This is a genomic window from Nonomuraea sp. NPDC005650 (assembly GCF_040605375.1).
In the GTDB taxonomy this organism is placed as follows: Bacteria; Actinomycetota; Actinomycetes; order Streptosporangiales; family Streptosporangiaceae; genus Nonomuraea.
The window spans coordinates 16368-29043 of record NZ_JBEXCR010000041.1 but is presented as its reverse complement, the minus strand read 5'-3'; the positions used below and the strand labels follow the sequence as shown (position 1 = coordinate 29043).

General features: G+C 66.8%; 12 protein-coding genes and 2 pseudogenes. 4 read left to right on the top strand and 10 right to left on the bottom strand.

Features of this window, described 5'->3' with window-relative positions; genetic code table 11:
* Positions 1–137: 137 nt before the first annotated feature.
* Positions 138–545, bottom strand: a complete 408-nt coding sequence (locus ABZS69_RS49730) for a hypothetical protein (RefSeq protein WP_355386714.1) — start codon at positions 543–545, stop codon at positions 138–140.
* Between the two features lie 267 nt (positions 546–812).
* Positions 813–1898 (bottom strand): MerR family transcriptional regulator, encoded by a 1086-nt coding sequence (locus ABZS69_RS49725; protein ID WP_355386711.1) that lies wholly within the window; start codon positions 1896–1898, stop codon positions 813–815.
* 131 nt (positions 1899–2029) lie between these two features.
* Between ABZS69_RS49725 and ABZS69_RS49720 the strand changes: the two are divergent.
* A pseudogene (locus tag ABZS69_RS49720) lies at positions 2030–2278 on the top strand (DUF6192 family protein); the annotation flags it as partial.
* Between the two features lie 249 nt (positions 2279–2527).
* Positions 2528–2755 (top strand): hypothetical protein, encoded by a 228-nt coding sequence (locus ABZS69_RS49715; protein ID WP_355386708.1) that lies wholly within the window; start codon positions 2528–2530, stop codon positions 2753–2755.
* A gap of 211 nt (positions 2756–2966) precedes the next feature.
* Here ABZS69_RS49715 and ABZS69_RS49710 read toward each other — a convergent pair.
* From ABZS69_RS49710 to ABZS69_RS49675, 8 genes and pseudogenes are all read right to left on the bottom strand, one after another.
* Positions 2967–3158: pseudogene (locus ABZS69_RS49710) on the bottom strand (IS256 family transposase); the annotation flags it as partial.
* A 147-nt stretch (positions 3159–3305) separates the two neighbouring features.
* Positions 3306–3710, bottom strand: coding sequence for an RNA-binding S4 domain-containing protein (locus tag ABZS69_RS49705; protein ID WP_355386705.1), 405 nt, complete (start codon positions 3708–3710; stop codon positions 3306–3308).
* Between the two features lie 979 nt (positions 3711–4689).
* Positions 4690–5061 carry a hypothetical protein gene (locus ABZS69_RS49700; RefSeq protein WP_355386702.1) on the bottom strand — a complete coding sequence of 124 codons (372 nt, stop codon included), beginning with the start codon at positions 5059–5061 and terminating at the stop codon, positions 4690–4692.
* Between the two features lie 683 nt (positions 5062–5744).
* Positions 5745–6593, bottom strand: a complete 849-nt coding sequence (locus ABZS69_RS49695) for an SGNH/GDSL hydrolase family protein (protein WP_355386699.1) — start codon at positions 6591–6593, stop codon at positions 5745–5747.
* A gap of 63 nt (positions 6594–6656) precedes the next feature.
* Positions 6657–7832, bottom strand: coding sequence for a hypothetical protein (locus tag ABZS69_RS49690; protein ID WP_355386696.1), 1176 nt, complete (start codon positions 7830–7832; stop codon positions 6657–6659).
* 426 nt (positions 7833–8258) lie between these two features.
* Entirely contained in the window at positions 8259–9731 is a 1473-nt protein-coding gene (locus ABZS69_RS49685) for a serine/threonine-protein kinase (RefSeq protein ID WP_355386693.1), read from the bottom strand.
* A 364-nt stretch (positions 9732–10095) separates the two neighbouring features.
* Entirely contained in the window at positions 10096–10665 is a 570-nt protein-coding gene (locus tag ABZS69_RS49680; RefSeq protein ID WP_355386690.1) for a hypothetical protein, read from the bottom strand.
* A gap of 291 nt (positions 10666–10956) precedes the next feature.
* Entirely contained in the window at positions 10957–11580 is a 624-nt protein-coding gene (locus tag ABZS69_RS49675) for a TetR/AcrR family transcriptional regulator (RefSeq protein WP_355386687.1), read from the bottom strand.
* Positions 11581–11637: 57 nt separating this feature from the next.
* Between ABZS69_RS49675 and ABZS69_RS49670 the strand changes: the two genes are divergently transcribed.
* Together ABZS69_RS49670 and ABZS69_RS49665 are read left to right on the top strand one after the other, a co-directional pair.
* The gene (locus ABZS69_RS49670) at positions 11638–12030 is read left to right on the top strand and encodes a VOC family protein (protein WP_355386684.1); all 393 of its coding nucleotides are present in this window, start codon (positions 11638–11640) and stop codon (positions 12028–12030) included.
* A complete protein-coding gene (locus ABZS69_RS49665; RefSeq protein ID WP_355386681.1) occupies positions 12027–12476 on the top strand; it encodes a cupin domain-containing protein in 450 nt (149 codons plus the stop codon). Before ABZS69_RS49670 ends, ABZS69_RS49665 begins: the two co-directional genes overlap by 4 nt.
* The last annotated feature ends 200 nt before the right edge of the window (positions 12477–12676 follow it).

Here is a 12676-nt window from a genome sequence, read left to right as displayed (position 1 = left end):
CATCTGCACCGGCCGGGACCGGGGTTGTACTTACTTTTGGAGTATCGGAACGGAAATTAGCGGTAGCGAACGGCACCCACGAGTGAGAGCTGTTGGTCCCGTAGCCCCAAGAGGTGATCGACGATGACGGTATGGCGTCACTGAGCGGGGAGTTGGCCTGCCTGGAGGACGGCGAAGTCGGTGTATGCATGCTTGACAGCTTCGGGGTACGCCTCGCGCTTGGTGTGTTCGGCGAGCGTCCGGTAGATGCCGGCCACGGACGGATTCCGTCCCTTGCGCTTAGCGGTGGGGATGATCAGATTGGGCTGGATCTGCTCGATGGACTCCTCGAGCGCCCGGCGCCGCAGCACGGTGTGCAGCATGTCGGCGGTGATGACGGGTGGCCGGCCGCCGTTCCTGCCTTTGCGGGAGGCGGTGTGAGCCCCTCCAGCGTCGACCCCCGGATGTTCTCTCGCTCGGGTCTCCGCCATCGCCGCAAAGAACGCGAACAGCAGTTTCCCCGGTCCGGTGGGGTCGTAGATGCCGGGCAGGGGCCCGGCGAGCATCTCGACCCTCCGCTCCGGTCGCAGCGACCCGAGCGGAGGGCCAGGTCGGCAGTGTCGAGCTGGTGCTGCAAAAGACGTCGACCGGCCGCCCGCGGCAGCGGTAGCGTCCTGGGTTGATGTGGAGCGAGGTACGACCGCCGACGACGACTCAGGTCCACGACGCCTTCGGTGTTGAGGTGGGCGAATTGCGGGCGGGTTCGAAGCGGGTGCGTTCACTGACGGGCGCTGGTTCATGAAACTTTGGCGTCAGCAGCCCGACAGTGACCGTCACTGGCCGCTGCCTGTATGGTCACGGCCTTCGCTACTGACGTCTGCGACGATGCAGCTGACGTTGTCGGGGCCGCCGGTGCGGTTGGCGAGCGCGACGAGTTCACGCACCGCCTCCTCCGGGGTGGTGGCCTCGGCCAGCACCCGGCGCAGGTCGCCGGGCGGCACGACGGCGGACAGGCCGTCGGAGCACAGTAGGTAGCGGTCGCCCGGACGGGCGTCGTGGAGGCGGATGTCGGGTGCGGCCTGGCCCGCGCCCGACAGGGCTCGCAGGAGCAGCGACCGTTGGGGATGGGTGGTCGCCTCCTCGGGGGTGAGGCGGCCCTGGTCGACCATGGACTGGACGATGGTGTGATCGGTGGTGATCTGGAAGAACTCGGCGCCGCGCAGAAGGTAGGCACGGGAGTCCCCGATGTGGACGAGAGCGAGCTGGGAGCCGGTCCACAGCATCGCGGTGAGGGTGGTGCCGGACGTCTCAGAACCAGCGGCAGCGTGGACGGCCCGGTTGGCCTGCTCGATGGCGTCCTCGAGCACGTTGAGGAGATCCCCGGCGGGAAGGGCCTCGCCGATTTCGAGGGGCTTCAGCGCGTCGACGGCGGCGGCGCTGGCTGGGGCTCCGCTGCTGCCGAAGCCGTCTGCCACGGCGAGCAGGTGGGAGCCCGCATAGGCGGTGTCCTGGTTGCTCTCGCGGACCAGGCCGGTGTCGGACAGGGCGGCGTAGCGGATTGTCATGCTGGTGCTGGGCATCGTGGTGTCCTTTCGTGACAGGTGGTCGATGAGGAACGTGGCCAGGTCACGTCGGGAGGCGGTGTCGGCCTCGACCTCGGCCCAGAAGGCGCGGACCCGCTGGGCAGCCGCCTCGGGCTCCAGCTCGCACACCTCCCGGATGCGCGCCAGTGGCATGCCGAGGCGGCGCAGCCATGCGACCAGGCGCGCTCGTTCGAGCTGCGCCGGGTCATAGAGCCGGTAGCCGGTCACGGGATCGACGCGCGCAGGCATCAGCAGCCCCAGCTCGTCATAGAGCCGCAGCGCCTTGGGTGACAGGCGGGACGCCCGCGCGAACGTCCCGATGGTCAGCAACTCCATGTTCGCGCTCCTCATCATTTCGTCAGGAACGATCCTGCGCCTTGCCCTTTGGGCAAGGTCAAATCGCGAGGGTGGTGTAGTCGGAGAGGGGGGAGCGGCAGCAACGTCGGTGAGTACGGCAGCGTACGTCCGCCCTGCCCCGCATCGAGCGCAGCCGCGGCTTCCTCGACCTCGTCGGGGCGTGCTCCCTGTTCGTGGCCTCGGTGGGCCGGGTACTACCCGGCCTGTTCACCGAAGACGAGCGCGCCGCGGTGGCGCGCGTCCGGGCGACCGCTGACTGGCTGGAGGGGGCCATCGAATCGGGGGATGTGAGCCTGGCCCGGTTGCCATGCCCTCCAGAGGCTTGGTGGCCAACGTCTGCGGGGAGCAGGCGCGTCTGACTCTCACGAACTGCTCCCGTCAGCGGCGAAATGTCCTATGAATGTCCTGCTGGTTACCTGGCGCCAAGCCTTTCTTGGACATTAGCGTGAATGACACACGGGTGACGAAATTGTCGGCACCTCCAGACATGCGTCTGCCTTCAATCGCGTGGAACCGAATTGGCGGTCGCTTCTCTGCTGGGCAAGTACCGGTTCCGCGCTTGACATGGCCGGCCGTATGACGAAGAAACGACGAAAGGAAGCGGAGAAATGAAGCGAAACGTCACCGGAAGAATTGCCATTACCACGATCGGCGGCCTCGCGGCTCTACTGCTCTCCGTCAGTCCCGCACAGGCCAAGGAGACGGCAGGTCACTGGTACGGCCCCTACTCCACTCAGGGAATTTGCGAATACTGGAGGAACGGTGTGCAGGCAGGTGGGACACAGACCCATCCCTGCTTTGATGACCAGGGCTGGTACTTCTGGGCGGCGTCCTGACCGGTCAGTACTCCCAACCGCATGCCCATCGCCAGGCATGCAGATTCCAGCTAGGTCCATCCTGGGCACTGAGCCGTCACCGTTGTTCCTCGTGTCACGGTGAGCTCGAAGTCCGGTTGGTGTGGGGAACTCGCGCGCAGCCAGGTCGAAATCACTTCCTCCACGGCATGCTGTAGTTTCAGCGAGCCGTGCTCCTCGCAGGCTGGCGCGAACCGTTACGCACCACCAGACGACGACCGCGCTCGTCACGCTGGTCGGCGAACTGAGCGAGGTAGGCATCGACCTCGGCCAACATCCGGCGCGCGCCCTCCCGGACGATCTCGTCGATCAACGACGCCGCCACAGGCGACCCGGCCGACGTGACAACATCTTGATCGGACGGGTCGGGGGCCACGGTGGGCATGGGTGCACCTTCCCGACCGACGTTGGCGCGTCGGCCATGCGTGAGACCTCAAGACGATCACCGGGAAGGTGCACCCCTCCTGGCCGATCCACAGGTCTCACGCACTACTCGAGAACCGCGCATCCAGTTCGATGCGGGCATGCTCGGTCACTCCGGGCGGCGCTGCCCCTCCATCGCCGGGCGTCCGAGCAGCTTGTCGATGTTGCGGCGTTCGCGTTTGGTGGGGCGACCCGCGCCACGAGCCCGAACGGCCACCGTCACGACCTCCTCGCGCGGAGGAGGCGGAGGGCTCTTGTCGACGTAGCACTCGGCGGCCACGGCGGCGCCGACGCGCTTGGTGATGACCCGGGAGACGACCACGATGCGTTCGCGCCCCTCGTGCCGCAGCCGGACCTCGTCACCGACCCGGACGACGTGCGCGGGCTTGACCCGCACCCCGTTGACCCGGACGTGACCGCCCCGGCAGGCGTCGGACGCGATCGAACGAGTCCTGGTCAGCCGCACCGACCAGATCCAACTGTCCACCCGCGCACTCAGCTGCTCACCTGCCACCCTGTCACTGTACTGAGAACGCCAAGGCGCTGCCGCCCATAATGTGACTGCTGCCTGGCCTGGGCAAGGCGATACTCCGGCGAGAGAAGCGCAAGATGTCCCCGCTCTTCATGTGCGTCCACTCAACGGGCGTGCCAATGTGTTCGCGGGGTCGTCGAGACCGCAGCGGGACTGGAGTCCGGTGGTGTTGGGCACTGTGGTTTGCTGCAATCAAGCCGCAGAGCCCAACCGTGCGAGCGCACTAGGGTTCTTCAACCTCTAGGCGTAGGGCAATCGAATCGTCTGCCAGCCACCCTGAGTAGGTATCGAAATCGAAGTGTCTTCCATCGGGGACCTGGTCCTGAACGAGAGTTAGCAGGTGCCGGGCCAGTGAGGTCAACCCTGCGGGATTACCCGAAAGAACCATGGTTGGCTCCGGCGTTGTCCAGCTCTCTATCCGAATTTGGGCTCCCTCGTCATTCCATGAGCCGACGCCCCGGGTCGAATCATAAGCCTGAATTTCTATGCTGACCGAGATCCGCTCTGGATCACGGCCGTCCTTTGCGCTTATGGGAGATGCCATCCCGGCTCCTCAGGCAGGTAGGCGTGAATGTTACTTGCAGGAGCTCCAACTCGGACTCCGGATCCGATAGGGCTATTGCATGTTCGTTCCTTCTTTAAGTCTTGGAGGGCCGTGCTTCTCACGTGTTCACCGCAGGCGATAGGCGCGGTCGAGGAGCCTAGGGTTTCTTGGGCTCATATCTTGAGGTGGGGTCGGCTAGAAGTAGATCAAGTAGGTAAGCGCAAGCTGCAGACTTACTAGCGAACATGCGCTCGTCTCTTCTCATGCCACGTTCGGCGTAGTAAACGACCCAGCCGGGTGGCATCTCCTGCATGCAGAACTGTTCCTCGCCGTCACGTCCGTCGATCCGGTATGCGTTGGGGTTTATTCCGGCTGTATCCAAGAGTTTTTTGAGAGACTCCCTGTTCAAGAGATCACCTACTTAAGGAACCCTTCGTGCCGTTCTTCGGGAGGCGCAGAGACGAGATATTCCATCGGCCCTGGCAGGAGACTGATAACGTCCTCAGTGCCTTCGTTATAATGCCAAGATTGAGGGTTGTGTAGCAGTAGCAGCAGGTCTTCGCCCTCAACCCGCACGCCCTCAAAGTGGGCTGGCCATTGCGGGCCGATGTGGACTTCAATTATTCGCCTATGCTCCCAATCTTTAATCATTTCGAGGAGTATCGGCCTGGCCTCGTCCCATTTTGACTCGTCTTCGGACTTGGTCCAGTCGGCAAGCAGGGCCCACAGTGGCGACATTTCTCTAGTGTTGAGCAGAAGACACTCTTCCGCCTCGGACAGCCACTCCATGAAGTTTTTCCTAGCGCGAGTAGAATATGTAGTTATTGGCCTATGGTGGGAGATCCGGACGCTTTCCTTGCCTACCTAGTATTTCAGGTAAGGCCCCGGTATATGATGAGGACCATCGGGTTCCCCCGCCGGTCGCTGCACGCGCAGGTTCTTTCGCCCAGCCGCATACTCTCTCAGGGTTCAGTGGGTTGCGAATACCTTGGCAGCGTCGGTAGCCGCATCGTGGGCTTGCCCACTGCGGCCCTTGCCGCCGGGGCCCGATCATAGCGAGCCCTGCCGCCGTGCCTGGCTCTGGTCCGCCTCCGAAAGCAGAGGCGCCTTCAGAGAATGCGGCGAGAGAGGCTCGGTCCCTGCGGGTGAATCTCACCTCGGTGTCATCGTCGAGTTGTCGTTCGAGGGTGGTGATCTGGTGACGCAGTGCGAGAATGGCGGCATCCCTGTACAGGTGCCCGAACTGCACCTTCAGCCAGGCCCAGAAGGACAGGATCCTCAACGGCCCGTGCGCCGGCTTCCTCTCGTGATCTGTCATGGGGGCGTGGCCGGGCGCCACGCCCCCAGTGATCCACGCGTGGCTTTGCCGTTGGGCGGTTGACGTAAGCGCTGCGCCGGTCGAAGGAGATCAAGCCGACCTATGTTGGCGGCAAGGGCCGTGGACATCGCCCATGTGTTGGGCGCGGCAGGTGTTACAGCAGGGATCCGGCGAGCGGGATGTTCTGTGTTCGCAGGGCGCCGGTGACCAGCCGGGCGATCCGGCGGGCGCCGTACGCCTCGAAGTGGGTGTGGTCGTTGCAGAAGAACTGTCCGACCGGTCCGGAGGTGTAGTCGCCGTTGTTGGGGCACAGGCCCAGGGAGTTGTAGTAGTCGACGCTGAGGGTCTGCAGGTCGATGACCGGTGAGCCGGTGGCCGCGCCGGCGGCGGTGGTCTGGGAGACGAAGCCGCGGTTCTTGACCGCGGTGCTGCCCGAGCAGGTGATGGCCGCGACGGCGGTGAGCAGGATCGGGTGGGCGCCGCGGGCCAGCGCCGCCTGCGCCATCATCGTCATCAGCGCCTGGTAGCGGGCGGTGCCGACGTGGCGCGGGCAGGTCGTCGAGCCGTCGTTGATGCCGAACTGGATGAACAGGTAGTCACCGGCCTTCATGCCGGTGAGCATCTGCTGCCATCGGGACGAGTAGGTGGTGGAGCTGAGGACGCACTCGCCGTTCGAACCGATGGTGGAGGTCACGTTGCCCTCGTAGAGCCAGGTCTGGATGCTGCGCCCGGCGACGGCGAGGTTGTTGACCTCGATGTTGCTGTGGAACAACGAGCCGAATTCGGTGGCCCAGCCCACGGGGCAGGTGGAACTGGGGTTGGCCATGGTCGAGTCGCCGGCCATCCAGACGGTGGTCGTCGCCATGGCGGCGGTTGCGGCCGCGTTGGCGACCCTGGCGTTGCAGCCGGTTGCGCCGGTCACGGTGGCCGAGGCGGGGCTCGGGGCGACCAGCGACAGGGATGTCATCAGGGCGGAGACGATCGATAAGAGGACCTTACGCATGGTTTCTCCCGTCACCTCGATGGCGAAAGCCGCAGCAGACGGCGGACTGCGGGCGCGGCTGGGTCAGCACCAGGACAGCGTCGAGTTGACGCGGGTCACGTTGCTGATCGTGTTGTTGCTGCCGGTGCAGGGGCTCCACCTGATGGCGGTGTTGGTGACCGTCAGGTTCTGGAACCTGATGTCCGACGACGGAGCGAACTCCGTACGGGCCGCGATGCGGACCTCGCCGCCGCCGCTGATCGTGCCCGACACTCCGGCGATGACGACGTTGTAGCAGTTCTCCACCAGGACCGAGTTGTTGCCGGTGTTGGCGATGTCGACCCGATCGATGGTGGCGCCGCCGCTCTCCGAGACACAGAAGATGCCCCGGCCGCCGCCGCGTGCCTTGACGGTGCCCACCCGGATGTTGTTCGGGTAGGCGCTGCCGACCCGGCCGTTGCGGTTGGCCATGCGGAAGGCCGCGTACCCGGTGCCGGCGCCGGCGTTGTCGGCGTCGACGGTGCCGACCGTCGCGTTGATGGTCTGGTTGAGCAGCAGGCCGGACTCGCCGACGTTGCGTGCCGTCACGGTGCCGACGGTGAGACCGTCGACGCCGTACGTCTCCATCGCGTGCGAACTGGCTCCTTGTACGTACACGTTGTCGACCCGTACGTTGCGGGTCCACTGACTGGTGTCGCCGCGGTTGTCGATGCGCACGCCGAGGCCCGCGCCGAGCCGCATGTCGATCTGGCCGAGCCAGACGTTCGTGACGTTGCGCAGGAAGATGCCGTAGATCGGGGTGCCGGTGACGTTGAGGTACGGGACCTCGATGTTCGTGGTGCCGCGGGAGTAGATCGGCGCGTAGTCGCCGGAGCCGGAGCCGGTCACGTTGATCGTGCCGCAGACCGACAGGGAGGTGTAGCTCGGCAGCGAGATCCGGGTGCCGGCGCTCATCGTGCCGTTGCCGCGCACGACGACCCGCTCGATCGAGGTGCGCCCGGCCGTGAGGCTGCCGATGCCGGCCTGGACCGCCGCCCGGAAGTCGGTGCCGGTGTAGACGCTGCTGCCGGCGCTGTTGCGGGCGGTCCAGGTGCTACCGCTGACCGTCACTTGGGACTGGAAGGTGCCCTCTCCGCAAACGGCGGCGAACGCCCGAGGCAGGCCGAGCATGACACCGACCCCGGCGCCGGCCATCAGGACGGCGAGCGCGGCGACGATTCGGGTGGTTCGGCGGGGCGTCGTGGTGGTGACTGCTGTCATGAGACTCTCCTTGGGGGCGCCCAGATGCCGCCGATCGGTGCCGCACGGTCGCTCCCGCCCCCTGCCGGCGGTTTCGCATCACTCGAGATGTCAGTCGAGGTTGTTAGCGCTAACATCCGACGGATTCATCCCTTCGTCTGTGCCATTGAGGGATAGCGGTGATTCCACAGAGCAAATATGACGCCGCCGAGGCTTGTCAATTAGGGTGTCAGCTTTCCTGCCTCTGTCGATCGCGAGGGTCTTCTTGCCGGACATCGCCTCATCGAAGGGCTGGTGGAGTGGAATTTCATCCAGGCTCGACGCATTGCCTTGGTCGAACGTGGTTCCCGTACCGGCATGGTTTGTTTGCGCGGCGGGGTAAGGGACGGTGGTCAAGGCCGCCGGATCACCCGCTCGCGCGGGTCGTATCCGATGAAAATTTCAGGTTCAGCGTGCCGGGCGGGCCGCCTCCATCGCCGCGGCCACAGATGCGGCCGCACGTCCGATGGCCTTCGTTCCGGACCGCGGGCCGCTGTAGCTGAGCGTGGCGGTGACGTTGGACATGCGGAACACCATTTGGGCGACGTACGTGCCGTTCGCCCGGTAGACGGACGCGAACGACTCCTCCCCGACCACCGGAGTCCGGGTGAACTTGATGTCCGGATGCTCGTCCCGTAGATCCTGAAAGCTCTGCTTGATGCCGACGAAGTTGGCCTTGGCCCCCTGGAGGGTGGGGACCGGGTAGAGCGAGACGGTCGCGTAGGAACTGTTGGCGCCGAAGTACTGGCAGATCTTCCGGTCCTTGTGGTCGCTCTGGAGCGTGCCGCCGAGCAGCGTGCGGACCTGAAGGGGGGTCAGCACCCGGCAGGAGTGCAGGTTGCCGGTGCCGAAGAGCGGTTTCCCGGCCGGTGAGGACGACACGGGCTTCGTCGGCGGTGTCGTGCCGCGGGTCGGCTCGGCGCTCGTACCGGCTCCGGGACGGGTCATCCCCCAGAGCACCGCACCCGTCGTCAGGGAGAGCGCGAGAGCGAGCGCGCCGCCCACGACGGCGAACCGGCGCCACGCGGGTGCGGGTCGCCCGGTCATGGGGCGGGTGTTCGCGGGGACGTCGCCCTGGGCCACCGCCTGCAACCACGCCGCCGCCTGCGCGGGACCGCAGCGCCGCTGGGGATCCTTCTCCAGCAGCGCGGCGAGAACGGGCGTGAGCGAGCCGGCCCGCTGCGGGGGCGTGGGCTCGCGCAGCAGCACGGCCGCCATCACGGCCGCCGCGTTGGGGCCGGTGTAGGCGGCTCTGCCCTCCACCGCCATGTACAGGGTGGCTCCCAGCGACCACAGGTCGGCCTCCGGGCCGTCGGCCTCGCCACGCAACCGCTCCGGCGCGATGTAACCGGGCGAGCCGTTCAGCAGGCCGGTCTGGGTCAGCGCGGCGTCCCCCGCCACGGTGGCGATGCCGAAGTCGGTCAGCAGCACCCGCCCGTCCTGGGTGAGCAGGACATTGCCCGGCTTGACGTCGCGATGCAGGACCCCCATCGCGTGCGCGGCGGCCAGCGCGTCGAGCATGTGCCGCCCGATCCAGGCGGTCTGGGCGGGTGGCAGCGGCCCGTCCTCGCGTACGATCCGGTCGAGGGAACGGCCGTTGACCAGCTCCATCACGATCCACGGCCGGCCGCTGTCCATGACGACGTCGTGCACCGTGACGATCGACGGATGCGAACGCAGCCGCGCCGCGGCCCGGGCCTCACGCAGGGTCCGCTCGGTCAGCTCGGCCCGGGACGCCTCGTCCAGATCGGGGGGCAGCCGCACCTCCTTGACGGCGACCTGCTGACGCAGCAGTTCGTCGACGGCCAGCCACACCGTGCCCATGCCGCCCTGGCCGAGCTGCGACATCAGCGAATAGCGGCCTGCCAGCATCGTCGTCATGCCATCGCCATGCGGCTGGACGCGTCATCGTCGCATAAGTGAGCCGTCCGCGAGCCGGCCCCGGCGGGCGCGAGTTTCGCCACTGGCTGTTCCTCCAGAGATGAGGGTGTCGCATGGGCCGGCCGTACGAGCCGACGCCGGGCCCGTGGATGCCGCTCGGCATGCGGCGAAGCCCGAGGTGGGAAGGGCAAACCGTAGCATGCGCGACGTCGGGCACGGTCTTCCATGGGATACCACACCGGTCGTCGGACTGAGGCGCGCAAGGCGTACTGCGAGGTACGTGAGCTGCTCGTACGAGAGATCGCCGGCGGCAGGTGATGGGATCGGGCGGCGTTTCCAGCGGGCGGTCAGCTCGGCCAGGCTGTCACATCCCGTCTTCTCGAGGATGCGGGTGAGGTGCCGGTAGGAGGTTCGCGTCGAAGTACGGGCTCAGCAACGGGCCCAGCGTGGCCGCCATGAGCAGGTCGCCCGGCTCGATGGCGCGCCGATCACCGTCGAACGGCACCCCCAGCGTGCTGACCGCGCCCGTGGCCGGGGACCTGACGACGATCTTCAGCATGTCGTCGATGCCGTGACGGCGCAGGAACGTGTCGGCGAAATCCCGCTCAGGCTCGGTCGCGCGCAGGCGGAGCCGTCCGAGGGTCGCCACGCCGTGGCGGGTCAGGCAGGCGATCCCGCCGTGCGAGGCGAACGGATTGGTCAAGCGCCAGCGCTCGACGTATTCCTCCACGAAGTCCGGCCGGAACATGGTGAGGTACTGCTCCTCGCCATCGCTTCCCGGCGCCAGATACGCGGGGTTCTCGGCCACGAACGCGTCGATCCACCCGAGATGGACGGCCACAGCCTCGGCCAGCACCGGATAGAGCTGCCCCTGCCGGGCCCCGGCCACCTGCTCCAGAACCTTGATGAGCCTTCGGTATTCCAGCTGTTCCACGGATCCGCCATCGCACTCGTTGATCGCTTCGGGGGGCAGCCGGTATGGCGGGCTGCGGCGTTCTCGCCTGCTCAAGGATCCCGTAATGGGCGGCCGTTCATCCATTGATTGGCCAAGGAATCCGCTGCAAAAGCCCAGGTCCCACGGCATTCCCGGTCGCGAGTGACGGCGTATCCGGCAAATGCCTCAATCGGCGGCCACCGCCCCGCCTACCAGCGCCGAGCGCCGAGGTCGCCGCCTTCGCCGGGCGCTGCTCACCTCAAGCTGCGTGGGCCCGGCGCACTCTGATCGTCAGCGGGACAGCAGGCCGTGGGAGAGCTGATCGGCGGCCCAGTCCTCCCACTGCGCCGTGGTCCAGCCGCATTCGCGCCTCATCACCAGAAACAGATCTGGCGACAAGATCCCGACGGTGATGTCGGTGGCTCGGCGCTCGGTCAGGTCGGGCCGCAGGGCCTGCAGACGGGCCAGGACGGCGACGACCGACCCATGGGCGGTGTGCCGCTGCTCGCTGTTGGCGGCCCACTGGGCGGCCATGTCGGCGTCGCCGGCCGCCGCGTCGCGGACCACCGCGAGAACGGGCGCGACCCGGTCGAGGATGACCCCGCTCTGGCGTACCCATCCTTGTACGACCTCCCTCGGGTCCTGAGCCGCCTGCAACGCGGCGAACCAGGGTCGCTGGAGGAGCGGCACGGGCTCGTCGTCTCCGGCGGAGGCGACGTCGACCACGTGCTTGAGCAACTGGCTCTTGGTGCCGTAATGGAAGTACACCGTCTGCACCGACACTTCGGCCGAGTCGGCGACCAGCTGGAAGGTCGTTCCGGCGTAGCCCCGCCCGACGAACAGCCCTTGGGCGGCGTTCACGATCCGGCTTCTGGTCTGTGCCGAGCGCCGCTTCGGGCTCTTGACGTCTTCCATCGATTTAGAGTACCACTTTAGAGTATGACCTTAGAGTGGCACTACAAGAGGTGAATCATGGTGCTCTTAGCTGGGTTCCATCACGTCAAGCTCCCCGTCTCCAGCGTGCACAAGAGCCTGGAGTGGTACCGGCGCGTGCTCGGATTCGAGGTGGCGATCGAGTTCGTCGAGGACGGCGTGCTGCGCGGCGTGGCGCTGACCGATGCGGGCCAGACGCTCATGATCGCGCTGCGGGAGGAACCCGGGCGGGTCGCCGGGTTGAGCGGGTTCGATCCGGTCGCGTTGGCCGTGCCGACCCTGCAAGCGCTCCACGCCTGGTCCGATCACCTGGACGCGCTCGGCGTGGATCACTCCGACATCGCCGAAGGCAGCGTCGGCTGGCTGATCGGCGGCATCACCGACCCCGACGGCATCGAGATCCGGCTCTACACCCGGCAGGGGCGGTCATGAGCGCGCTCCACCTGCCGGCCGGCGCCGGTGCCACTCAGCTGTTCCTCGGCACCACGATGACCGTGAAGGTGGGGGAATCGGACACCGGCAAGGCCCTGACCCTGATCGAGCAGGAGTGCCCGCCGAATTTCGCCACTCCCTGGCATGTGCACCAGCACGACGACGAGGCGTTCTACGTGCTGTCGGGAACCGCCCAGCTGTACTGCGGCGACCGGACCTGGCAGGCCGGAGCCGGGGACTTCGTCCTGCTGCCTCGCCACCTGCCGCACGCCTTCGCCAACCGCCAGGACTCTCCACTGCGACTGCTCCAACTGACCTGGCCGGCCGGCTTCGAGCACTTCGCCGCCGACATCGCCGCCTGTGACGTCGACCCTGCCGTGTTGGCCGAGGTGGCCGCCCGCCACGGCTACCAGATCATCGGCCCACCGCCGGACGCGACCTCCTGACATGCGGCACCGGCCCGAGCGGTCGGCAAGGGCGGCACGCTGACCTGGCCCGCCAAGCCACCGGCCGGAATCACGGTCACCTCCGGCGAGCGGCACCGTGGACGTGCCCGACAACGGCCGAAATCACCCTCACGGCCGGAGCCGACCTGGCGACCGGGTTCACCGCCGTGCCCGTGGAGGTCGCGGGCGTGAGTGTGGAC